22 protein-coding genes are annotated in these 20,877 nt (G+C 61.3%); 13 read left to right on the top strand and 9 right to left on the bottom strand.

Annotation, left to right across the window (positions count from 1 at the left end):
- Nucleotides 1–244: 244 nt before the first annotated feature.
- From HY696_10070 to HY696_10085, 4 genes are all read left to right on the top strand, one after another.
- Nucleotides 245–883, top strand: coding sequence for a hypothetical protein (locus HY696_10070; GenBank protein ID MBI4238740.1), 639 nt, complete (start codon nucleotides 245–247; stop codon nucleotides 881–883).
- 145 nt (nucleotides 884–1,028) lie between these two features.
- Nucleotides 1,029–1,322: a BolA family transcriptional regulator gene (locus HY696_10075; protein ID MBI4238741.1), complete on the top strand. Its 294-nt coding sequence runs from the start codon at nucleotides 1,029–1,031 to the stop codon at nucleotides 1,320–1,322.
- 69 nt (nucleotides 1,323–1,391) lie between these two features.
- On the top strand, nucleotides 1,392–1,679 hold the full coding sequence (locus HY696_10080) for a type II toxin-antitoxin system RelE/ParE family toxin (protein MBI4238742.1): 288 nt from the start codon (nucleotides 1,392–1,394) through the stop codon (nucleotides 1,677–1,679).
- An 8-nt stretch (nucleotides 1,680–1,687) separates the two neighbouring features.
- Nucleotides 1,688–1,984, top strand: coding sequence for a putative addiction module antidote protein (locus HY696_10085; protein ID MBI4238743.1), 297 nt, complete (start codon nucleotides 1,688–1,690; stop codon nucleotides 1,982–1,984).
- A gap of 13 nt (nucleotides 1,985–1,997) precedes the next feature.
- On the opposite strand, the gene HY696_10090 is transcribed toward HY696_10085, so the two are convergent.
- A complete protein-coding gene (locus HY696_10090) occupies nucleotides 1,998–3,308 on the bottom strand; it encodes a peptide MFS transporter (GenBank protein MBI4238744.1) in 1,311 nt (436 codons plus the stop codon).
- A gap of 121 nt (nucleotides 3,309–3,429) precedes the next feature.
- Between HY696_10090 and HY696_10095 the strand changes: the two genes are divergently transcribed.
- Entirely contained in the window at nucleotides 3,430–3,939 is a 510-nt protein-coding gene (locus tag HY696_10095) for a ferritin (GenBank protein MBI4238745.1), read from the top strand.
- Nucleotides 3,940–3,979: 40 nt separating this feature from the next.
- Here the strand turns inward: HY696_10095 and HY696_10100 are convergent, their stop codons facing one another.
- The 3 genes from HY696_10100 to HY696_10110 all read right to left on the bottom strand — a co-directional run bounded on the left by HY696_10100 (nucleotide 3,980) and on the right by HY696_10110 (nucleotide 6,062).
- Nucleotides 3,980–4,675: a queuosine precursor transporter gene (locus HY696_10100; protein MBI4238746.1), complete on the bottom strand. Its 696-nt coding sequence runs from the start codon at nucleotides 4,673–4,675 to the stop codon at nucleotides 3,980–3,982.
- 58 nt (nucleotides 4,676–4,733) lie between these two features.
- Nucleotides 4,734–5,162, bottom strand: a complete 429-nt coding sequence (locus HY696_10105; protein ID MBI4238747.1) for a DUF4019 domain-containing protein — start codon at nucleotides 5,160–5,162, stop codon at nucleotides 4,734–4,736.
- An 84-nt stretch (nucleotides 5,163–5,246) separates the two neighbouring features.
- Nucleotides 5,247–6,062 (bottom strand): hypothetical protein, encoded by an 816-nt coding sequence (locus HY696_10110; GenBank protein ID MBI4238748.1) that lies wholly within the window; start codon nucleotides 6,060–6,062, stop codon nucleotides 5,247–5,249.
- A gap of 190 nt (nucleotides 6,063–6,252) precedes the next feature.
- Here HY696_10110 and HY696_10115 point away from each other — a divergent pair, with 190 nt between their 5' ends.
- Both HY696_10115 and HY696_10120 read left to right on the top strand, forming a co-directional pair.
- Nucleotides 6,253–6,531, top strand: a complete 279-nt coding sequence (locus HY696_10115) for a hypothetical protein (GenBank protein ID MBI4238749.1) — start codon at nucleotides 6,253–6,255, stop codon at nucleotides 6,529–6,531.
- A gap of 53 nt (nucleotides 6,532–6,584) precedes the next feature.
- Nucleotides 6,585–7,565 (top strand): GNAT family N-acetyltransferase, encoded by a 981-nt coding sequence (locus HY696_10120; GenBank protein ID MBI4238750.1) that lies wholly within the window; start codon nucleotides 6,585–6,587, stop codon nucleotides 7,563–7,565.
- On the opposite strand, the gene HY696_10125 is transcribed toward HY696_10120, so the two are convergent.
- Complete coding sequence (locus tag HY696_10125) at nucleotides 7,557–8,291, bottom strand: methyltransferase domain-containing protein (protein MBI4238751.1); 735 nt, start codon at nucleotides 8,289–8,291, stop codon at nucleotides 7,557–7,559. The two genes, HY696_10120 and HY696_10125, sit on opposite strands and share 9 nt — an antisense overlap.
- 56 nt (nucleotides 8,292–8,347) lie before the next feature.
- Between HY696_10125 and HY696_10130 the strand changes: the two genes are divergently transcribed.
- Nucleotides 8,348–9,397: a DegT/DnrJ/EryC1/StrS family aminotransferase gene (locus HY696_10130; protein MBI4238752.1), complete on the top strand. Its 1,050-nt coding sequence runs from the start codon at nucleotides 8,348–8,350 to the stop codon at nucleotides 9,395–9,397.
- A 39-nt stretch (nucleotides 9,398–9,436) separates the two neighbouring features.
- On the opposite strand, the gene HY696_10135 is transcribed toward HY696_10130, so the two are convergent.
- The gene (locus HY696_10135; protein ID MBI4238753.1) at nucleotides 9,437–11,236 is read right to left on the bottom strand and encodes a DUF115 domain-containing protein; all 1,800 of its coding nucleotides are present in this window, start codon (nucleotides 11,234–11,236) and stop codon (nucleotides 9,437–9,439) included.
- On the bottom strand, nucleotides 11,233–12,270 hold the full coding sequence (locus HY696_10140) for a hypothetical protein (GenBank protein ID MBI4238754.1): 1,038 nt from the start codon (nucleotides 12,268–12,270) through the stop codon (nucleotides 11,233–11,235). The genes HY696_10135 and HY696_10140 overlap by 4 nt, the downstream gene beginning before the upstream one ends.
- A gap of 121 nt (nucleotides 12,271–12,391) precedes the next feature.
- Between HY696_10140 and HY696_10145 the strand changes: the two genes are divergently transcribed.
- Together HY696_10145 and HY696_10150 are read left to right on the top strand one after the other, a co-directional pair.
- On the top strand, nucleotides 12,392–13,609 hold the full coding sequence (locus HY696_10145; protein ID MBI4238755.1) for a DegT/DnrJ/EryC1/StrS family aminotransferase: 1,218 nt from the start codon (nucleotides 12,392–12,394) through the stop codon (nucleotides 13,607–13,609).
- Nucleotides 13,610–13,633: 24 nt separating this feature from the next.
- A complete protein-coding gene (locus HY696_10150; protein ID MBI4238756.1) occupies nucleotides 13,634–14,383 on the top strand; it encodes a class I SAM-dependent methyltransferase in 750 nt (249 codons plus the stop codon).
- Here HY696_10150 and HY696_10155 read toward each other — a convergent pair.
- Entirely contained in the window at nucleotides 14,341–14,922 is a 582-nt protein-coding gene (locus HY696_10155; GenBank protein MBI4238757.1) for a GNAT family N-acetyltransferase, read from the bottom strand. The two genes, HY696_10150 and HY696_10155, sit on opposite strands and share 43 nt — an antisense overlap.
- 35 nt (nucleotides 14,923–14,957) lie before the next feature.
- Here HY696_10155 and HY696_10160 point away from each other — a divergent pair, with 35 nt between their 5' ends.
- Both HY696_10160 and HY696_10165 read left to right on the top strand, forming a co-directional pair.
- A complete protein-coding gene (locus HY696_10160; protein MBI4238758.1) occupies nucleotides 14,958–16,073 on the top strand; it encodes an FkbM family methyltransferase in 1,116 nt (371 codons plus the stop codon).
- 88 nt (nucleotides 16,074–16,161) lie between these two features.
- Nucleotides 16,162–18,390, top strand: coding sequence for a hypothetical protein (locus HY696_10165; protein MBI4238759.1), 2,229 nt, complete (start codon nucleotides 16,162–16,164; stop codon nucleotides 18,388–18,390).
- Here the strand turns inward: HY696_10165 and HY696_10170 are convergent.
- Complete coding sequence (locus HY696_10170; protein MBI4238760.1) at nucleotides 18,330–19,922, bottom strand: cobalamin B12-binding domain-containing protein; 1,593 nt, start codon at nucleotides 19,920–19,922, stop codon at nucleotides 18,330–18,332. The genes HY696_10165 and HY696_10170 overlap by 61 nt on opposite strands.
- A 383-nt stretch (nucleotides 19,923–20,305) precedes the next feature.
- On the opposite strand from HY696_10170, the gene HY696_10175 reads away from it, so the two are divergent.
- Nucleotides 20,306–20,877 (top strand): SAM-dependent DNA methyltransferase (locus HY696_10175; protein MBI4238761.1); only part of this gene is annotated, 572 nt, incomplete at its 3' end.

Below are 20,877 nucleotides of genomic sequence, written 5' to 3' on the forward strand. Positions count from 1 at the left end.
CACTGAGACCTCGCTCGGTCGAGCTTCAACACCATAGTGCTCCCTCGCTCAGACTCGCCCGAGTGACGCTCACCACCCGCTTCGAGGACGCCGTTGTTTGAAAGTAGCTGAGAGCCCCTATGGACCCCACCCCACGCTCCCGGCCGATGCAGGTTTCCTCGCCTCTTCGCACTTGTTTTGTGATGGGGGGGGTGCGATAAGGGCGGCCATTCGCGCTACAGCTTATTAAAAAGGAGACATCATTATGGGCAAGACGATTAAGCAGGTGGTGTTGGGGTTGGTGGGGTTTTTTGTGGTGGCGATTGGGATTGGGTATTTTTTGGGGGAGAGCCGGTATTTTTATGTGTCGATCGTGAATAGCGGGGCGGGGCCGGTGGAGGTGAAGGCGGCGGCGAAGTCCGAAACATGGACGGTGGCGGCGGGTGAGGCGAAGACGGTGAAGATCGACGGGCAGAGCGATAAGCAAAAAGAGCAGAGCTTCACGGTGACAGCGAATGGGAAGAGTGAAACAGTGTCGGGGTCGGTGGTGTATGGGGCGAGTTACGGCGTGCATTATTTGCTCGATGTGACGGGGCGGAGTTGTTTCATCGCGGCGGATTTTGGGGCGCTGTATCAGGTGAAGGGGCAAGATGCGGCGGAGGAAGAGGCGGGGATCAAGTTAGTGGAGACGATTACGAACGATGGAAAGAAATTTTTTGAGGTGCCGACGTTGAAGGACAGCAAGGAAGAGATTGTCGGGATTGCGCAGTATCCTGGGGAAAAATTGCCGGAGCGGATCGATGTATCGCGCGGGGTGAAGCCGAAGCATGTGCGGTTGGTGCATGTGCCGTGCGAGATGTTGAAAGACGGCGAGCAACTGTCCGCGTACTTAGTGGCGAATTAGTTCTGTTGCCAATAATGGACGAGTGCCGCGAGGCCGGGGGCCCACTCCGCAGGGCGCAGGAGGGAAGGGTCAACCCTTCCCTCCTGCGCCCTGCGGAGTGGGCCCCCGGCCTCGCTTATTCTACTGTCGACCATTGCCCAATCATATGTCCACTGAGTTGATTGCGGAGGTGAAGCGGGAGTTGGAGGTGGCGTTAGCGCCTTCGGTGTTGGAGATTGGGGATGAGTCGGGGAGGCATGTGGGGCATGCAGGGGCGCGAGGTGGGGGACACGTTGCGGTCACGATTGTTTCGGAGCGGTTTGTTGGACTGTCTTCACTACAACGGCATCGGTTGGTCTATGCGGTCTTGGCGGAATGCATGGCGAGCGCGCGACTGCATGCGCTCCGTTTGCGTGCGCTGACGCCGCAGGAGTGGGGGGAAGAAATCGCGAGGCGCTAACGCAGCGGCCGCCATTCCCCTTGGTAATTGTTTGACGAGATGTATCCCATGGGATACAATTGCCCTCCGATGGAGATTCGGAAGACAGACGTATTTGTAAAGTGGCTGGATAAGTTGCGAGATGTTCAGGCGCGGGCGCGTGTGTTGGCGCGCATCGAACGATTGGCTGCTGGGAATTCTGGGGACGTGAAGCCGGTAGGCGGAGGCATCTCAGAATTACGTATTGATTATGGGCCTGGTTATCGGGTGTATTTTACGCGGCGTGGACGGACATTGGTGATCCTCTTGGTGGGTGACAGCAAGAGTACGCAAGTGAAGGATATTAAAAGCGCGCGGCAACTCGCGGAACACCTATAGGAGTGTGTATGAAGAAAACAAGAACCACACGTTACGATGTCGCTGAACATTTGCGCACGTCAAAGGAAATGGCGGCGTATCTGGAAGCTTGCTTAGAAGACAATGCCGACGATGCGGCCTTTATCGCCAAAGCACTCGGCGATATCGCGCGTGCCAAAGGAATGACAAGCGTCGCACGAGCCACCGGACTCTCGCGCGAGAGTCTGTATAAGGCATTGTCGGGTGGATGCAGTCCAACTTTCGATACTATTCTTAAAGTCATGCAGGCGCTGGGGCTGCGGTTGCAGGCGGTGCCGACGGGGTAATAGGCGCTCTCTATTAAGCCTCGCCCATCGCCTTTTTCAACGGGCGTGTCAGCAATAGCAGCAGGACGCCGCTGCCGAGCGTGATCAGGCCGATGATGCCGAAAAATTTCGAATGGGGCCAAACGTCCCAGTAGACGCCGATCGCGGTGAGTTTGTTGCCGATCGCGGTGGCGACGAACCAGCCGCCCATCATGAGGCCGCGTAGGCGTGGCGGCGCCAGTTTGGAGACGAGCGAGAGGGCCATCGGGGAGAGCATCAGTTCGCCCAACGTCAGCACTAAATACGCAGCGATCAGCCATGACGGGGAGACTTTTCCTGTGTCGCCGCCGGCGAGACCGGCCATCGTCATCACAAAGTACGCCAATGCGGTGAGGGTCATGCCCATCACCATCTTGATGGCCGTGGACGGTTCGCGGCCGCGACGATCGAGCCATTGCCAAAACCAAACGAGCGGGAACGTGAGCGTGATGACGAAGAACGGATTGATCGCGTTGGCAATGGTGCCGGAGACGTTCCAGTCGGTGTTGTTGTCGGCCCAATACGTCCAGGTCGAAAAGTTCTGATGGAAGGCCATCCAGAAGATGATTGCGATGAGATAGACGACAAGCAGCGCGCCGATCCGTTCGCGTTCTGGGATGGCTGCGACGTGCGCCGCCATGCGCGCTGGCGGTTGTTTCGCGGCGCCGCTCGAGGGGCGAATATCTGCGTGTTCAATGAAGCGTTTCAATAGCCACAACACCATGATGGAGACGAGCATCCCGCCGGCGGCGGTGGCGAACGCGGGGTGGTAGCCGAAGCGCTGTTTGACGGCTTCGACGACGACTGGGCCGAGGAACGCGCCGATATTAATGCCCATGTAGAAAATGTTGTACGCGCGGTCTTTTAAGTGGCTCCCTTCGGGATAGAGCGCGCCGACCATCGCGGAGACATTTGGTTTGAAGAAGCCGTTGCCGAGCACGAGACAGGTGAGCGCGGCGTACATCACGGCGACGGAGGGGACGGCGAGCAGTAAATGGCCGGCCATGAAAAAAAGACCGCCCAACATCACGGAGCGGCGATAGCCGAGTTTGCGATCGGCGATGATGCCGCCGACGAGCGGGCTTAAATAGACGAACGCCATGTAGTTCGCGTAGAGCCGCGTCGCGTCGGCCGTGGTCCACGCGAAGCCTTGCGTCTGGTCTTGTAAATAGAGCGTGAACAGCGAGAGCATGGAGTAGAAGCTGAAGCGCTCCCACATTTCGGTGGCAAAGAGGACGTAGAGTCCGGTGGGATGTCGTTCTTTGCCGGCCGTGGTGGCGACGGACGCAGTAGTTGTTTTTAGCATAGTGCGGAGCTGTCTACCTGAGCTCAGGGGCTGAACGCAACCGGAGAGTGCGAGTGGCTCGGGAATTGACACATGAGCTTCATCACCGTATTGAGGCAGTCACTCAAACAGGAGGGGACTTATGCTCAGTGACAAGATCGAAAAGGCATTGAACGAACAGATCGCGCAAGAAGAAGGGGCGTCCGATTATTATTTGGCGATGGCCTCGTGGTGCGAACAGACGGGCCGGCCGGGCGCGGCGAAGTTTCTCTATAAACAATCCGACGAAGAGCGCGCCCATATGCTCAAGCTCTTTCACTACACAAACGAGCATGGCGGGCATGCCGTCGTCGCCGGGACGAAAACGCCGACCGGCAAATTCAAGTCGCTGGACGAGGTCTTCGAGACCGCATTGCAACACGAGCTCAAGGTGACGAAATCGATTCACGCGTTGGTGGATCTGTGTCTCGGTACTAAAGATTACGGGACGTTTTATTTCCTACAGTGGTACGTCGGCGAGCAGTTGGAAGAAGAGCGCCAGATGCGCGAGATCCTCGATCTGATTCGGTTGGCGGGGCGCGACGGACGCGGTGAATATTTCGTGGATCGGGAATTGGCGACGCTTGCGGCACAAGCGCCACAGGCGCGCTGAGGGGGAGGCTCCAACGGCTTTGCCGTTGGAGGGGGCGACGCTAGCCCATGATTGACTCTTGCGCGGCCGTGGTGGTGAGTGCGCTTGCCTCATCAGAGCCCAAATACCGCGCGACGGCCGTGTGGGCCGCGTAAATGAACGGGGTCATCGCGACGGCGATGATCAGTTTGTACGAATAGTTGGCGGAGGCCAGTCGGACAAAGTCGGCGACGCTGAGTTTCCCCGGCAACCAGAACGCGATCGCGGTAATCACAAAACTATCGACGAGCTGAGACACGGCCGTGGAGCCGCTGGTGCGCAGCCAGAGCCACTTGCCGCCGGTGCGGCGCCGGACGGCCCAGAAGATGATCACGTCGATGAATTGACTCGTTAAGAAAGCAATCACGCTGCCGACAATGATCCACATCGATTGGCCGAAGACCGCGATGAATTGCGCGTCGGACACGGCCGATTGCGGTGCGGCGGCGATCCGGCTCTCCAGGAACAAGACGAGAAATGTGAAGACGATTAGCCCGACGGTCATCAGCGTGATGCGGCGGACGCCGTGGCGGCCGTAAAATTCATTCATGATATCGGTGGTGAGTAACACGACCGGCCACGGGATGATCCCGACGCTCATCAGAAACGGACCGACTTGAATCAGTTTTCCGCCGGTGAGTTCGCCGAGCAGCGCCGTGGCGATGAAGATGCCGGCGAGTAGCAAGAAGACGCGATCACGGCGTGCGGTAGCGGACATGACGCTTGTCATGCCTTAAGTCTGGAGCCAGGCGCCAGGGAAAAATGCGGCGCGCGGGTTACTTAATGAAGTACCCGGCGGAGCGCCATTGACCGTCTTTTTCGTGGGTAAAGGTGACGGTCTCGACCGTGACCTTCTTGTTTTCGAAGACGGTGTCGAATTGCATCACCAGATAATGACCGTCGGGTGCGCCGGGCAGCGCGGTTTCGAGTTTGGAGGTCTTCAGCGTCCGCGTGACGACTTTCCCGAGCGGTTTGCGTACACCGGCGACTTGGGTGGCGAAGCCGTTTTTGTCGACGGCCCCTTTGATGAGCGCCGAGGCCTGTTCCCACGCCCCTACGTAATTGCCGCTATCAACAACGGTGAGCCATTTTTGTGCCATGTCGACGACTTGCTTGGTGTCGTCGGCGGCGATGGTAGGCAGGGCCCAAACGATCAGTAGACCGAAGATCGCGCCACGGCTGAGGTGACGGAGTAATGTGCGCATAAGGCCTCCTTGAGGTGGTGTGTTGTTACGAGGCGGCCTCTATAACAGCGCTTGCACGAATTGTCCAAACGATTCGTGGTGGACTTACGCCAGAATCTTGATTTTTTGCTCGTTGGTTTTGTTGAGTTGGCTGAGTACCGCGATGCCTTGTTGTTTGCGGATCTCGATGTTCTTCAAGTCGCCGAGGGCCTCGGCGATATCGAGGTCTTCGAGCGCGGAGCGGGACGCGGTCAGGTCGGTTTGGCTCTGGCGGTTGACGTTGGCCGTGGCGTCGAGTCGCGTCTGCGTGGAGCCGAGCGAGGTGAGCTGCGAGGCGACTTGATTGATGGCCGTGTCGATCGCGGTGATCGCGGCGCTGGCCCCATCGCTGGTGCTCAAGTCGATGTCGCTGACGCCGAGTGCTTCGGGCGTGGCGCTGGCGATGTCGATCGTCAGCGTGTCGCCGCTTTGGGCGCCGACTTGGACCTGTTTGTTATCGAAGCTGCCGTTTAAGAGTTTCTGGCCATCCACTTCGACGGATTGAGCGATTTGATTGATGCTGCCGGAGAGGTCCGCGGCTTGCGCGGTGATCGCGGCGCGGTCGTTGGAGGAGGCGCCACCGTCGGCCGCGCGAACGGCCAATTCGCGCAGGCGTTGCAGTGCGCTCAGCGACTGCGTGAGTCCGCCGCTCGCCACTTGGATGTTGTTCGACGCCTGCGTGACGTTGGCGTTGGCCTGTGTGAGGCCGCGCACATTGGCGTCGAGGCTGGCGATCTTCGCCAGCGCGGTCACATCGTCTGCGGCGCGCTGCACTCGTTTCCCGGAACTCAGTTTGCCCAGAAGATCTTGTTGGCGGCTGTCGGTTTGCTTGAGTTGGTGGAGCAAGGTGGACTGCGTGCTGGAACTGACTCGATTACTCATGCTCCCCCCACTGATAATACGCCTGCTGAAATTGCCAAAACTTCCCCTTCACGAACAAAGAACGGAATAGTTGAGGAAAACTTGAGGAGAATTTTTTCCGCTGCGATTTCTGGTGGTTGCGATCGCTGCGTGAGCGCGCGGACGGCGGATTCAAGTTTGCCGCAGTCTGTGCCGTTGACAACATTTGTATATGAGTGCGCTCTTAGTTCCCCAAGTCGTGACACGTCCCTCCGGCGGTGCCGTACAGCGTCGGAGAACGGGCAATCTCGTGCAGCATGCGGGATCGCGTGGGGTGATTATTTACCAAGATCGCGCGGACGGTAGCGTGCATCATGCGGTGATCGACGCCGAATGGTCGGACGCGACGGCCGACAGCGAGCTGGCCGGTCTCGATGCGCTTTCTCTGTATCAAACGGTGTTACAAATGCGTCACCGTCGGACGCGTCCGCAGTTGAGTTTGTGGATTTAGCGGGCACAATCCGCTAGAAATTCCCGACGGAATCCGCGACAATCGCATTCGCTATGACATTGGTCTGCACGGAGTGGGCGGATCGGGCGGCGTGGAACGCGTTTGTTTGGGCGTCGCCGCAGGGATCGGTGTTTTGTCATACCGACTTTCTCGATGCGCTCGGGTGTCCGTATCGATTGTATCGGGTGACGAAGGGCGACGCTGTCGTTGCGGCCGTGCCGGTGTTGCTGGACGCGGATGGCGTGCGACCGCAGTGTGCGCCGCATCCGTTCACGCTGTATCAAGGGCCGATGTTTGCCGCGTCGGTCGCGGCGATGCCGATCCATTCGCGCTATCCGATGCAGAGCACGATCCTGGAATTTCTGATCGAGTCGCTGGTGCAGCAACTCGGGCGCGTGTCGTTTTGTCTGCATCATTCGCTGGTCGATATCCGGCAGTTCGTTTGGTATCGGTATCATCAGCCGGCGAGCGAGCGGTTTGCGGTGCACGTGCGGCATACCGGATTGATCGACTTACGCGCGTATCGCGATTTCGAGGCATATTTGGAGTCGGTGCGACCGGTGCGGCGGCGCGAGTATCGAAAGGCCGTGGCGAGCGGGCTGGCCGTGCAAGTCGGCACGGTGGCGGACGTCGGGATGTTTACCGAATTGTTTGTGAAGACATTCGGGCGACAGGAAATCACGTTGCCGGCGGAAGAGCTGCGGTGGTTTCAGCGGATTGCGGCGATGGCGCTGCAGACCGGGATGGGGGAGCTGCTGTTTTGCGTGCAGTCGGATGGGCAACCGATTTGCGGGACCCTGTTTCTCTACGATCCGCGCTGTAGTTATTATTTGTTAAGTGGGACCGACACCGAGTTCCGCAAATCGGCGGCGAATACGATGTTGTTGTTCGAAAACGTGCAACGCGCGCAACAACGCGGATTATCGTGGGTCGATTGTATCGGCGTGAATTCGCCATGGCGCGGGGATTTCAAGATCGGCTTCAATGCCGCGCCGACGCCGTATTACGTGGTCACGTGGCCGCCATCAGCGTGAGCCCTTGATAATCAGGAGGTCCTCGCGGGTATGGCCGAATGGAAGCTGTGGCGGTTGGGGAAGGATGAACGCGTCGTGACCGCGGCGGCGATAGATCCGCAGGAGTTGGAGGATGCAGCGGTCTGTGAAAGTGACCGTGCGGCCATGGTGTTGTTGCCAGAGTAAGTCGCGTTGTTGCTCATCACATAACGGTGTGGCGCGGTGTGCCTCGTACTCCGCTTGAACCGATGTATACGCAGGCGTGCGGCGAAAGCGCGCCATCCGGGAACGGTTGGGGATGTCGCCGATCAATAAACGACCTCCGGGACGGAGGCACGTGAGGGCCCGGTCGATGCCACGTTGGACTTCCGTGCGGGATCGGAAGTACTGCACGACGGAATAGCAGAGCGCGGCATCGACGGTGGGGAGGGGGCCGTCATAGCGGAGCCAGTCACCGCTCAGCAGGTGGCAGTGGTTGGGCGCCAGCGGAGCGAGAAAACGCGTGATAAAATTCGCATGGTCGATGCCCCAGACCTCACGGACGCGAGCGGCGAGGGGGAGGAGCAGGGAACCGCTTCCGCAGCCAATGTCCAGCAGCGTGTCGGTCGGCTGCAACGCGAGCTTCGCGGCGACGTCGGTGACGATGGCGGGCGCGCTGTCGCGGTGAAAATGACGGCGACAGACGGCGAGTGTCGGATCGTCGATCGCTGCGGCGATAGCGCCGAACGCGGCAAAGCAAGAGGGCATGGGGGCGGGGTAGGCAAGGCCTTCGCAATTGTCAAGTCGTGTGGTAGGGGCGCGCCATGTTGCACCGCTATTATCGCACGCTCCCGTGGACGGCCTATCTGCGCCATGGATGGCAGTCGCGTACGAACGCCGTCATGACCGCGTTCCACGCTCGTTGGGGTGCTGCCACGCCGCTCTTCTGCACGAGTTCGGGACGCGCGGCCCTGGCGTTGACGCTCGCGACGGCGGGAATCGGCGGCGCCGATGAGGTGCTGGTCCCACAATACCTGAGTCATTGTGTGCATGAGGTCTTGGAGCGGTATGGACGTCCTGCCTTTGGTCCTTCGCCGCGCACGCGGGCGGTACTGGTCTTTCATCAGTGGGGATTTCCGCAAGACTTCGACGCGCTGGCTGCGGCCTTTCCCGCGGATGTCCGGCCGTTGTGGATCGAAGATTGTGCACATGTCTTGGAGGGAGCTTGGAATGGGGTGTCGGTCGGGGACTTTGGCGATGTCGCGTTTTATTCACTGCCGAAACTTTTTTCCGTGAGTTACGCGGGCGTGCTGCGTATCAATCGTGCGTGGCTCCATGCCCCGATCGCACGGGCGTGGGAGGAAGCGCCGACACTGAGCGGCTGGCGCGCGCGATGGGCGGACTGGTGTTATGTGCGTCTGTATGCTGCAACGCCGGCCTTACAACATTCGGCAGTCTCCACGGCATCGACCCTCTATCGGGTCCTCGAGGCGTTTCCACGAGGCACGGCGATTCGTGGCGCCATGCCAACCACGCCGGCGGCATTGGAGGCGTTCCTGAGGGCGCAGCGGAATCGTTTCCGCGTCTGTTTGGATCGGTTCGGCAGTCAGGGGGTGTTGCGCTCCGGCGACGATCTCGATCGGCTGACGCCGTTGGTCTATCCTTTTTTTTGTGAGGATTCGGCTCGGCGTGCCGCGCTGGTGGCGCAGTGCGCGGAGTATGGGCTCCGCGTTGACACGTACCATTTTGATGTGCGGCGCAATCTCCTTGCCCCCGACTTCCGCCCGTGTGTGCCGATCCCACTCCATGCCGGAATTCCAGAATCAGTGTTTCAGCGGGTCGTCCGTGCGCTGCCGGCACCGTGTCCGGTGTGATGGCTGGTTTCCTTGGTCGGATCGTTTGTCGCGTCGCCGCTACACGGACTGGCTGAGTATCTGGTCGATCTGGTGCAGCGCGCCTTGGGCGCGTACCACGATTTCACTGAACCAGCTGAGTGGGATGGCTAGTTTGGCTTCGCGGGTCTCCGGGCGGTCGTCGTCGCGGTCCAACAGTGCGACGCTGGTCTGTCCGAGTTCGAGATGCCGGGCCTGGACGAGCGGTGCGAGCACGGTGGCGTAATACGGATGCTGCATCAGCGCGGCGGTTTGTCGTTCGAGTTGGCGGAAGAAGCGTTGATAGGCCTCCGTCGTGTTGCCGCGCGAGAGCGTTGGGGGCCGCGCGACGAACCATGCGAAAAGGTCGCTCATGAGTTGCCAATTCGTGGCGCAACACGCGTGCAACCAATCGCGCGTGGCGTGCAGTGTCGCGATGGCCGTTTGTCGACGCGTAACGAGCAGGTCCGGCGTGAAGGTCGGGAAATTCGCCATGAGCTGGGCATGCGCGTCGAACGGGGGGCCGAAGCGTGCAACCAAGGCGTCGTCCGGTTCGAGCCGTGTCGTATCGGGAATCGCGATGCCGAAACGTTCCGGGATCACGTTGTAACATTCGATGCGATGTTCGCGGATCATGTAACTGATGAAACGCGCCACTTGGTGCCACCATTGCAGCGTCGCGATCATCTCTCCGTGATTGGCGCGGGCTTCGCAGGTCGTGTGGCCGGCGGCTTGCCACGCCGCTTCGTCTTCGCGCAGATGATAGCCGGTCGCGTGGGAGCCGCGCGTGTCGGGGTCGTACGCCAGGTCTTGGCCGACTAAGTAAATGGGACGGCAGCCGAGATACTGCAGCACGAAGAGGCCTAAGTGCGAGACGCTCGACATCGCGCGGCCGTGCGTGGCGATGCCGGGAAAGAGCCAGGGGAGAAAGTGATGTTCGCGGGCCAAGAGGACCTGCGGGCCTTGATAGAGTTGATACGTTTCGGGATGGACGACGGGCGTGCTGACGAGGACGGTCTTGCGTGTGTCGAGGTCACGGAAGTGGTCGGTCGTGAGGTATTGGCGTTCCTGGCATCCGGTGAAATGCGGTGTGATGCCGTGCTGCAGCAGGATGCGCAGTGCCGAGTCGACGGCGAAACAGACAGCGCGATCCGCGACGCGTTGCAACGCGGGCAAGGTCTGCGTGAGCGAGGGGCCGGTGGAGACCAAGATGCCGGGACGTCCGGTAAAGCGGTCTTTGAGCGTGTGCAGCAGCGGCGTGCGCAGGATGCGATCGAGGTTGTGCAGGACATTGCTGAATCCGACCGGGGCGTCGACTTCAACGGCGTGCGATTCGCGAAAGAGTTCCTCGGTGACGTGTCCCCACGCACGGCGCACGGCCGGGGCGTACGCGGGCACGGTGCCGAGGTCGACGATCGTGTGGGCGCGTAGATACGCGGCGAGTTCCGGGTGTTGGAACATATCATAGAACGTGGCTTCGAGGGCGTGTGTAGCGATGCCAATGCACCACCAAATGTGTGGATGCTGTAAGAGCGCTTGCCAGTCATGCGTCGTGAGCGCGGCGTGGAACGTCGCAAGGTCCGGTTCGACGACGATCAGGAAACGGTTTCGGGGATGTCGTGCGGTTGCGTATTGCGCGAGCGCCGCACCGGAGCCGAGACCGCACCAGACCAAGAGTTGGGGATTGGCGAGCGCGCGAATTTCCTGCAACAGTGCGTCGCTGCAGGCATCGGTTGCGGCGGCCGTCGGTGAGGGCGCAGGCGCACGCAGTTGCCGGAGTGTCGTGGCGAGAGCTGGATTGCGTGCCGCCAATGCGCGCAAGTTGTCGGCGAGAAAAGTCATCCGGCGTCCTTCAACGTTTGGAGATCGGCGCGCAGCAACGGGAGCCACGTCATGGCTCCCTCAAACCAACGCAGGTAGCCGATCATCGTGGCGCCTTGAACATAGAGGAACCCAGCGAGTTGTGAGGCGGCGGCTCGTTCTTGCTCGAGGCACGCCGTTTCAATCGCCAGCACGCGGTGAAACGGTGGAGGCATCATGCCGACGAGTCCTTGGATGATGGCGTCGATCGCTTGAAAATAGCGCGCATGTTCCTCGCGACGTTGGGCTTCGTCGCCCGGTCGATGGAGGATGTGATACCAATCGTGGCCGATGCGTTGGTGTGCGTGGACCGTTTCCGTGAGGCACTGATCGAATGTGGCAATCAGTTGCTCGATCTGGGGCTGCGGTGGTGGAATGTTGGCCGGTAGTGGGAGATACGGTACCAGTGACGAGGGCGGTGTCGCGGTCGAGTGTTGTTCCGTCGTTTGTGCGGCCGCGCCGGTTGGCGGATGGAGTGCTCGGGCGATTGCGGCGGCGGCGGAATGCGCGGCTTCGACATCGATGGTGAGGAGGGCGTATTGTTCCAGGCCGCTGAGTGTCGGTTCCGCGACGGTCAGCCGTGCGCGCGGTCCGCGCAACAATTCCACCACGGACGGATGTGTCGTCGGTGTGATGACGGCGATCGATTGCGCCAGCGCGCCGCATGGTTCGATGCACTGATAATAGTCGGACAAGGTGTCGGGCGTGGTGAAACAATGCGGAGGTGTACCTGCGCGGAGGAGTCGCGGGAGTTGTCGATAATCGGCGACGAGAATGGCGGCGCGTGCCGTGGTGGCGAGGTCCGCGGTCGCGGGGGCGGCATCCGTGTCGATCGCGACGATCGGCAAACTTGCCACCGAGGATCGCAGCGCGACGAGTGGTGGCAGGGTATGAAACGCCTTCCAGGTCCGCAACACATGGCGTAATCGGAGATACGCCGTATTGCCCAACCACTTCAGTTCGCGTTGCGTCAACAATGGCGTGGAATCGGACGCGTTGGGTTGTTCGGGGTTCATGGGCATCAGCGTCAATCCGTACGTACTGATCGGGCTCTAACACATCTACGTGGAGTGGAGCAGCTGAAATCGTGCTCTGAAGCGATTGACTTCGCGCACGGCGTGCAGTTGTATCCGTCCGATGCGAGCGGCGGAACCATTGGCAATTCACGGCGGCACACCAGTGCGGACGCGGCCGATGCCGCCGCGACGGTTATTCGGCGAGGCGGAGTTGCAACAGGTCCGCGCGGTGTTTGAACATGCGTGGGCGATCGGCACTGATTTCGGATATCAAGGACCGTTCGAAGCCGCATACACGCAGGCGGTCGTGCAGTGGCAGGGCGGCGGATTTGCGGATGCGGTCAGCAGTGGAACAGCGGCGTTGTGGCTCGCGGCATTGGCATTGGAACTGCCGGCCGGCAGCGAAGTGATTTGTTCGCCGGTGACCGATCCCGGCGGGATCACGCCGCTGGTTGCATTGGGGTTGAAACCGGTGTTGGCGGATAGCGCGCCAGGCAGCTGGCGACTGGCGCCGGAATCGGTGCAGGAGCGGATCACGCCGCGGACCCGCGCACTACTGGTGACGCACGTCGGCGGGATTCCGTGCGATCTGGACGCGTTGCTGGCCGTGGCGCGGGCGCGCGATTTGCGCGTGATCGAAGACTGTGCCCAGGCACACGGTGCGCGGTGGCGCGGCCAGCAGGTCGGCACGTTCGGTGACTGCGCGACGTTTTCCACGATGTTTTCCAAGCATCATGCGACGGGCGGATGTGGCGGCTTGGTCTACACACGAGACGCGCGATTGTATGAACGGCTGCGTGCGTGGGCCGATCGCGGCAAGCCGTTTCATGCGCCAGATTTTGCGCCCAAAGATCCGACGACTTTCATGATGGCCGGGTTGAATTTTAATCAGGACGAAATTTCTTGCGCGATCGGGACGAGCACGTTGGCACGCCTGCCGGCGATCTTGGCGGCACGTCGCGCGCTCGTGGAGCGGCTTGTCGTCGGCTTGCAAGCGGCGCGCGCCATATATTTGCCGTCGCTCCCGCCGGACGCTGAACCCGCGTATTTTTTTGTCACGCTGGGAGTGCATCTGGAACGGCTCACGGTCGACAAGCCTACGTTTGCGCAGGCCGTGGCCGCGGAAGGGATTCCGCTCAACCCCGATTATCGGTATGTCGCGAGCGAATGGCCGTGGCTGCGGCCGCATCTGGCCGCTACCGCTTCCACGCCGCATGCGACGGCCTGGCGGGAACACTCATTCAATCTGCTGCTCCACGAGGGCTACACGGTGGCGGAGATCGATGATATCGTCGCGGCGTTGTTGAAAGTCGAACGGACCTGGTTGCGAAAGGAGTAAGCGCGCCGCAGCGGTAGCGGAGGCATGGCGCGCAGTAGCGATGATCGCAATGCGACCGAGGAGGGAGCGTTGCGCACTAAAGGAGACATGATGGCGGCGCATACTCCCCAAGCGTTTCAACCGATCTTGCACGAAGAATATACGCGACTTGGACCCGTCGCGATGGGGCCGATGGCGAGTTTCACTTGGCGACACGATCCGAAACATTTGCTGTTTTCGATGGCACGCTACAAATTTTGCGCGAAATTGTTGGCGGGCAAGTCGTCGGCGTTGGAAGTCGGATGCGGGGATGGGTTTTGTCTCCCGCTCATGTTGCAGAGTGTGCCAAGGATTGTCGGGATCGATATCGAGCCGGAGATTATCGCCGCGAACCAGGCCCGTGCGCAGCTGGCCGCGTGCCAGTTTCTCCGCCATGATTTAACCCACAGCCCATGTCCCGGCGGGCTGTTCGACGCGGCCTACAGTCTCGATGTGATCGAGCATGTGGCGCCGGCCGTGGAATCGCGTTTCATGCAACACCTCTGTGCCGGATTGGCACCGCACGCGGTCTGTGTGTTCGGCACGCCGAATAGCGCGGCCGATCGCCACGCCAGCGAGATCAGCCGGCTCAATCATGTGAACACGAAAGACCACGAAGGCCTGCGCGCGCTATTCGCCCCGTATTTTCACAATGTCTTCCTGTTTTCGATGAACGATGAAGTGGTGCACACCGGCTTTTATCCGATGGCGCATTACTTGTTCGTCGTCGGCGTCGGTGTGCGTTCGCAGACATAAACACAGTGATCGCAGGTCTGGCCGGACGGGGGAAGCCAGGCGGTCGGGGGTGGTGGGGTCGGGGCGCACAGCAGGCGCGCGATTTCGCGGATGTCGCGCGCACCCCAGACGCGTTCCGCGGCGGCGTGGTAGCCTGCGGCCAGGAAACAGCGCTGCGACGCGATATTGGCGAGCGCGACTTTGCCGAACAGCCGAGTGACGTCCGGTGCCATGCGCGGGCACCAGTCTTGGGTAAAGTGCGTCAGCATCTGTTTGCCGAGGCCGCGGCCGTGGAGGTCGGGATTCATATAGAGTCCGACTTGACCGCAACGACACTCCACTTCAGTAAAGCAGGTGAGCCGAATGACGCCGACCTGTTCGTTTTCGGTGGCGGCGAGCAGGATGGAGTCGTCGGGGTCTTGCAACACGCGCTCGAACCATGTGCAGTGCGTTTCCCACGCAATCTCCCGCTGGTCGAAGAAATGGCGCGTGGTGCGCGGATCGGTGCGCCAGCGATAGACGCATGCGCAATCGGCGGTGGTGGCGGAGTGAAATTGCATATTGTGCGGTCCGAGCGGTTCCGTTACGAGAGGCCATGTCTCTGGCAGAGCTGTTGGCCATTGCGAGCTATGACACACTGCGGTCCGGGTGGCTAGCGCGGTATCACGCGGCGGCGGTGCCGGCGGCCGGGCGCATCGCGGTGGTTGGCGCGGCCGGATGGATCGCGCCGTTGGTGCAGGCGGCTGCAGCGCGCGGCGTGGAAATTGGCGGCATTTTTGACGAATCGCCGGCGCGCGAGGGTGCGTCGTTAGCGGGCCACGTGATCCGGCCGTTGGCGGCCATGCAGGCGCTGGATCGCGCGACACCGATTGCGCTCGGCACGCATCATTACGGACCGTTGGCGACGCGGCTCCGCGTGCAAGGATTTCAGCATTGCCTTCCATACGCGTTGTTTCACGAGGCCGATCCGCAATGGCCGGCGCATCCGTTTTATGCCGGACTGTTGGCGGATTTGTGGGCGCACCGCGATCGCTATGCCGCGTTGGCGCAGGTCTTGGCCGATGATGCCTCGCGTGCGACACTCGACGCGGTGCTGGCCTTTCGGATGACGTTGGAACCGGAGCGGCTTGCGGGTTGTTGTCGTCCGGACGCCTATTTTGCCGAGCTCACATCCGGTGGTGAACGAGACGTGTTCATCGACGGCGGCGCGTATACCGGCGATACGTTCGCGCGCTTCGGCGCGTGGAGCGGCCATCGGTATCGTGCCGCGCTGTTGTTTGAGCCGGATCCCGACAATTTTGCGCAATTACAAGTCGCGACGCAGGGCGATGCGCGCGTGCGATGTGTCTCCAGTGCGCTCGCGGCCCGCGCGGGCGAGGCCCAATTCGTGCGAGATGCCGGGCGAACCGCGCATCTCGCCGCGCATGGCGGAACACCCGTACGGACGGTGGCGTTGGATGATTCCCCGGCCGCGGCGGATGCGACGTTGATCAAACTCAACATCGAAGGCGCGGAGTTGGAGGCGCTGCAAGGCGCAGCGGCACTGATTCGGCGGCAGCGGCCGCAGCTCGCAATCGCGGTGTATCATCGGCCCGCGCATTTGTGGCAGCTGATGGAATATCTCCAATCGCTCGGCGTGGGCTATCGTTTCTTGCTGCGGCAACACGCCGAGGCATTGGTGGAAACGGTGCTCTATGCGGCGGCGCAGTAGCAAAGCAGGCCATGCTGCCAGCATGGCCTGCTGAAAGTCGAGGGACGAAGTGTCGCTAAATCAATGAGTTGCGAGGGGTGGGGTGCTTATGGAGGATGAGAGCAGCGATGCGTTGGTGGCGTGGGAGATCGTCGACGGTGTCGCGCAGCTGCATGGCGTGATGCACACGCCGTGGCGGTTGTGGGCCGTGGCACCGCGAGAGGCGCAGGCCGCGCGGAATGTCGCTGTGGCGACGCAGTTGCCGGACGGGACGACGCCGATCTTCGTTGGTGTCGAGCATTTGCCCGCACTGGAGCGAGCGGGCTGGACGCGGCCCGCCATCGTGGTCGAAAAATCTCGCGGATACGACGCCGCGTATCGAGCGTATGCCGGTACCCCACACGTGTCGGCGGCGGTGCGCGTTGTCGTGGGGCGGGAAGGGATCGTCTCGCCGTTGCAATTTCGTGGAGCGATCACGTCATTTTGGTACGAAGAGATGGGCGGGTTGGCGATGCAGCTGCTCGAGGTCGAGCCGGCCGGCTGGCGTGACGTGGAATGCTTTCTGCTGCCGGTGCACCCGGCGGAACAAGAGTATCTGAAATATCTTGAATTGACGTTGCGACTCACGGCCGGGGCGCAACAATTCCATGCGCACTATGCCGCCACCTATGCCGCCTATCGCCGGCATCCCGCGACCGATACGGCGCTCCTGCTCTTAGTGCGCGACGATGAGCGGACGACGATCGCGCGCGATGTTGGAGCGTTTCTTGCGACCGCTACGCAGGATCAGTTCATCGTGGACTGCCCGTCGAATTTGCATCGGGCACGCTGTCTCCTGGAAGCTGCGTCGTGCGCACGCGAAGCTATTCCGCAGGTGGCGGCAGAAATGGTGGCGCGCCAAGCGGCGGCGGCCACGGCGTTGCTGCAACGACTCGACACGATCCGACCGTGTGTGGTCGCCTGTCGCAATCTGGCCCCGTTTTGGGGGATCGAGGTGTTGCTCTTCGAACGCGAACTGTTGCGGCATCTCGGGATCCCACTGCATGCCGTATTTCGCGACCTCTTGACGCATATGCACTGTTCTTTTCAAGGGGGTGGGGATTATGCCGCGCACTGCGCCCGCTATCCATCCCCGCACACGATTTTCTATGCGATCGATGCCTATCACGCGGCGCGGACTGTGCCGCCGCAGACGGAGCTCCGCTATGCGCCGTATCGCTATCTGTCGGGATGTGCATCCGTTGTCGCGCCGGCGGAGGGGCCTGACGCGATGTGTCTCGACGTGGTCGTGGCCCATTCTTCGCGCTTCGAATCGTTGGCGGTGGCGGAACTGAATGAGCTGTACGAATGCATCGCCGAGGGCGCCGGCGGGTATGCGCCGACGGCGATTCATCATGCCTTGCTGCTCACGCGGCAACGATTGTCCCATGCGGGGTTGGGGATTGCGCCGCCGTTCGGTACGGCATTACTCGCTTCGCTCGAGTGGTTCTATTACGCGCAACATCGGATTCGGATGTTAATGGCCATCTTGTCCAAGATGGAGGGTCGGCGTGTGCAAGTCTACGGTTGGTGGTGGGATCGGCTGCTTCCACCGGCCCTCTGTGGGGGGAAGGTAGACCCTGCCCAAGTCCCGCAGTTGTACCGGCGTGCCACGGTGACGCTCAGCCTCGCGCCGGCCAATACGTTGCAATTGCCGCACCCCAGTGTAGTCGAGTGTATCGCCGCCGGCGGGTTGCCGTTGGCGATGTGGCCGACGTTCGGCGATCAGCCGGCCTATGGCCATCCGTTTCTCGATGCGCAGGCGGTCCCGTATTTTCGGACCGCCGACGAGGCCGTTGCGCTGGTAACGCAGTTTTGCACGGACTGGGAGGCCCGCCAGGCGCGCATTCGCGCGGCGCAGCGCGGCTGGTTGCCGCAATTGTTGGAGGCGACGCCGAATGCCGGCGCAGCGCAGCGTTCGCTGTGTCCACCGATTCCGATCGAATCCGCGCCGGAGTATCCGCTCACCGGCGACGCGGCGCGGGACCATTTTCTATTGGAGGCCGTACTCGGCTATCTCTATTCATTCAGCGGGTATCTCCACGCCGCGCTCACGACGTGGCAGCGGATCTTGCACGACGCCCCGTGGCGTCCGATCACGTTGATCGTTCGGTCCGCCGTGACCGCCGCGGAAGCGGCCGATCCGGTCGCAACGGCCGAGTTACTGGCGTTGGCGCAACAGACGGCGCCCGAGCATCGCTTAGTGCGTGGATTGCCGGAACGGTTACGCAATGTGGCTCAGATGACCGCGACGCGATCGACCTCAGCGATCACGGATGACGTGACGTCAGCGAAGTAAGCGGCGTCGTCGTGGCGATTCAGCAGCCGACAGACGGCAATAAACGTGGCGAGCCCGACGAGGAACTTCGGCGTGGTCCCGCCTTGCCACGGACTGTTGGCCTTCCAGCGCCGCAATTCTTCCTCCGACGCCGGTTCGATCTGGTTCACAATCGCCGCGATCTGCGGATCGTGCGGAAGGAAATAATGCGCGATCTCCACCGCGCGACCGGTCTCCGGATTGGTCCACGCGAGCGTGGTGTGCGCGTAGTCGCGCGACGTCAACATTGGCGCGCCGGGGATGGCCTTCATCAGTGCGGTCACGGCGACTTGGCAGCCTTGACGGATATACTCAGCGCCGACCCGCATTGAATGCACCATTTCATCGACCGTGGATTCCGGGACGGCGAGGATCAAATTGATTTGCGGCAGCAGGCCGCGCGCTAACAACGCGTCGACCGCCATCCGACAATCGGCGACCGTGATGCCCACTTTGTTCACCGACGGACAGCGCAGCAGCCGATCGGAAAAGGTTTCGACGCCGAGCCCGACGCTGTGAAAGCCCGCTTCATGCAGCGATTCGATGAACGCCCAATGCGGCCGCGTGACGCCATCTTCACGGTGGAGGAAATTCACGACGCGGGTCTGGCAGGAGAAATGGGATTCGACGGGGAGGGCCCCCGCCGCTTTGGCTGTGCAAATGTGGCGGCTGATCTCAAAGGCGCGTTCCAATCCCGGACGCGAGCCGACCAGGAAGTCGTCGTCGCTGAACAGGAAGCTCTTCGCACCATAAGTGTTCGCGTAATGTTCCAATAGTGTCATGACCTGCGCGGCGGTCAACATGATGATCGGGAGTTTTTTCGACTGAGACGCGGGCAAAAAAGTTTGCGAACTGCAAAATCCGCAGCCGCGCGGGCAGTGACTGGAAGTGAACAGCCGCGCATTTTCGACCGTGAATTTATTTTTGTGAAAATTCGTGGTCCCGATCTCGCCGCGGACTTGCTCCCAATACGCCGAGAACGGGACGCGCAGTTTCAAGAGTTGCGCATACGACAGTTCGTGGAATTCTGCTTCCGTGAGCGGCGCCGCCGGTGTGAAGCGGATCGTGCCGTCGGACAAGACGACGCCGCAACCGTCCATCCCGTCCACGACGGTGGCGAGCGGCGTTGTGGCGGATGCCGCGGCGTAGCGGACGCAGAGGTCGTAAAGCCGCTTTTCCGCAAAGCCGGCCAACACGACATCAATCCCCATCCGGAGCCACTGTGCGTAATTCATTGTGGCCTCTTGGCCGCCGCCGACAAAGAGACACCGCCGGCCTGCGCGCCGCGCCGCCTCGCGCACCGTCCAGAGCAATTCCAAATCTTGGGTCACGTTGTAATGCGAGACGCTGATCCCGATGACGTCGTAGGCGCCGTCGATGGCGCGTTGCAGATAGTCGGGTTGGCTGCGCAGATCGAGATCGAGGATGTCGCAATGAATGCCGCGTTCCTGCAAATAATGTTGCAAGCGGACCAGCCCCATCGGCGGAGAGATGAAAAACCCCGAGTTGGACATGGACGTAGAGAGCAAGACGCGCAAACCGGTGGGAGTCATTGCAGCGGCCATAATGGAGGTCGGACGGCATCCGTCTGACACAGGCCGCGCTCCCTCGCAATATCTAACGGCGCTGCGGTTTGGAAGCTTGAGGGAGGGCCGGAGCGGTCATCGTTGTGCTGTTGTCTCTGGACAGGGTTTCTCATTTACACGCCCCCGGGGGTGTGGTGTGAAATACATGGTGCGTGGCGGATCCTGTGGATGATGAGCCGTGGCATGGTGAGAGTGAAACGAGCGGGGATGCGATCGTGAGGTTGAAGCCCAATCGTCGGACGGTAGCAAATGGCGGGACCCGTCAGCCGGGAAACGGCGCTACCGTTGGCTACGAAGCCGAGCTGTGGCGCATGGCCGACGCACTGCGCGGCAGCATGGATGCCGCCGAGTACAAGCATGTCTGTCTGGGCCTTCTCTTTCTCAAGTACATCTCCGACGCCTTCGAGGAGCGGCACGCGACACTGCTCGCAGAAAAGACACAAGGGGCCGACCCCGAAGATCCGGACGAGTATCGCGCCAAGAATATTTTCTGGGTCCCGCCCGAGGCGCGCTGGTCGCATCTGAAGGCGCAGGCTCGTCAGTCGTCCATCGGCCAGCTCGTCGACGACGCGATGGCCGGCATCGAGCGCGACAACCCGGCGCTCAAGGGCGTGCTGCCCAAGGACTACGCCCGCCCCGCGCTCGACAAACAGCGCTTGGGCCAGCTCATCGACCTCATCAGCAACATCAAAATTGGCGACGAGGCGAGCCGCGCCAAGGACGTGCTCGGCCGGGTCTACGAGTACTTCCTTTCCCAGTTCGCCAGCGCCGAGGGCAAAAAGGGCGGCGAATACTACACGCCGCACTGCGAGGACAATCTCCTGGTCGAGAAGCTCGAGCCCAACCGAGGCCGAGAGTACGACCCCTGCTGCGGTACGTCGGG

The sequence above is a fragment of the Deltaproteobacteria bacterium genome, assembly GCA_016210045.1.
Taxonomy (GTDB): Bacteria; UBA10199; UBA10199.

What these genes read in the sequence shown, in the direction of transcription:
- HY696_10105 (MBI4238747.1), bottom strand. Translation starts at nt 5,162, where the DNA reads ATGCGCACATTACTCCGTCACCTCAGCCGTGGCGCGATCTTCGGTCTA.
- HY696_10125 (MBI4238751.1), bottom strand. Translation starts at nt 8,291, where the DNA reads ATGCCCTCTTGCTTTGCCGCGTTCGGCGCTATCGCCGCAGCGATCGAC.
- HY696_10135 (MBI4238753.1), bottom strand. Translation starts at nt 11,236, where the DNA reads ATGACTTTTCTCGCCGACAACTTGCGCGCATTGGCGGCACGCAATCCA.
- HY696_10090 (MBI4238744.1), bottom strand. Translation starts at nt 3,308, where the DNA reads ATGCTAAAAACAACTACTGCGTCCGTCGCCACCACGGCCGGCAAAGAA.
- HY696_10080 (MBI4238742.1), top strand. Translation starts at nt 1,392, where the DNA reads ATGGAGATTCGGAAGACAGACGTATTTGTAAAGTGGCTGGATAAGTTG.
- HY696_10130 (MBI4238752.1), top strand. Translation starts at nt 8,348, where the DNA reads ATGTTGCACCGCTATTATCGCACGCTCCCGTGGACGGCCTATCTGCGC.
- HY696_10170 (MBI4238760.1), bottom strand. Translation starts at nt 19,922, where the DNA reads ATGTCCAACTCGGGGTTTTTCATCTCTCCGCCGATGGGGCTGGTCCGC.
- HY696_10155 (MBI4238757.1), bottom strand. Translation starts at nt 14,922, where the DNA reads ATGCAATTTCACTCCGCCACCACCGCCGATTGCGCATGCGTCTATCGC.
- HY696_10140 (MBI4238754.1), bottom strand. Translation starts at nt 12,270, where the DNA reads ATGAACCCCGAACAACCCAACGCGTCCGATTCCACGCCATTGTTGACG.
- HY696_10085 (MBI4238743.1), top strand. Translation starts at nt 1,688, where the DNA reads ATGAAGAAAACAAGAACCACACGTTACGATGTCGCTGAACATTTGCGC.
- HY696_10150 (MBI4238756.1), top strand. Translation starts at nt 13,634, where the DNA reads ATGGCGCGCAGTAGCGATGATCGCAATGCGACCGAGGAGGGAGCGTTG.
- HY696_10095 (MBI4238745.1), top strand. Translation starts at nt 3,430, where the DNA reads ATGCTCAGTGACAAGATCGAAAAGGCATTGAACGAACAGATCGCGCAA.
- HY696_10120 (MBI4238750.1), top strand. Translation starts at nt 6,585, where the DNA reads ATGACATTGGTCTGCACGGAGTGGGCGGATCGGGCGGCGTGGAACGCG.
- HY696_10075 (MBI4238741.1), top strand. Translation starts at nt 1,029, where the DNA reads ATGTCCACTGAGTTGATTGCGGAGGTGAAGCGGGAGTTGGAGGTGGCG.
- HY696_10100 (MBI4238746.1), bottom strand. Translation starts at nt 4,675, where the DNA reads ATGTCCGCTACCGCACGCCGTGATCGCGTCTTCTTGCTACTCGCCGGC.
- HY696_10160 (MBI4238758.1), top strand. Translation starts at nt 14,958, where the DNA reads ATGTCTCTGGCAGAGCTGTTGGCCATTGCGAGCTATGACACACTGCGG.
- HY696_10070 (MBI4238740.1), top strand. Translation starts at nt 245, where the DNA reads ATGGGCAAGACGATTAAGCAGGTGGTGTTGGGGTTGGTGGGGTTTTTT.
- HY696_10115 (MBI4238749.1), top strand. Translation starts at nt 6,253, where the DNA reads ATGAGTGCGCTCTTAGTTCCCCAAGTCGTGACACGTCCCTCCGGCGGT.
- HY696_10165 (MBI4238759.1), top strand. Translation starts at nt 16,162, where the DNA reads ATGGAGGATGAGAGCAGCGATGCGTTGGTGGCGTGGGAGATCGTCGAC.
- HY696_10145 (MBI4238755.1), top strand. Translation starts at nt 12,392, where the DNA reads ATGCGAGCGGCGGAACCATTGGCAATTCACGGCGGCACACCAGTGCGG.
- HY696_10110 (MBI4238748.1), bottom strand. Translation starts at nt 6,062, where the DNA reads ATGAGTAATCGAGTCAGTTCCAGCACGCAGTCCACCTTGCTCCACCAA.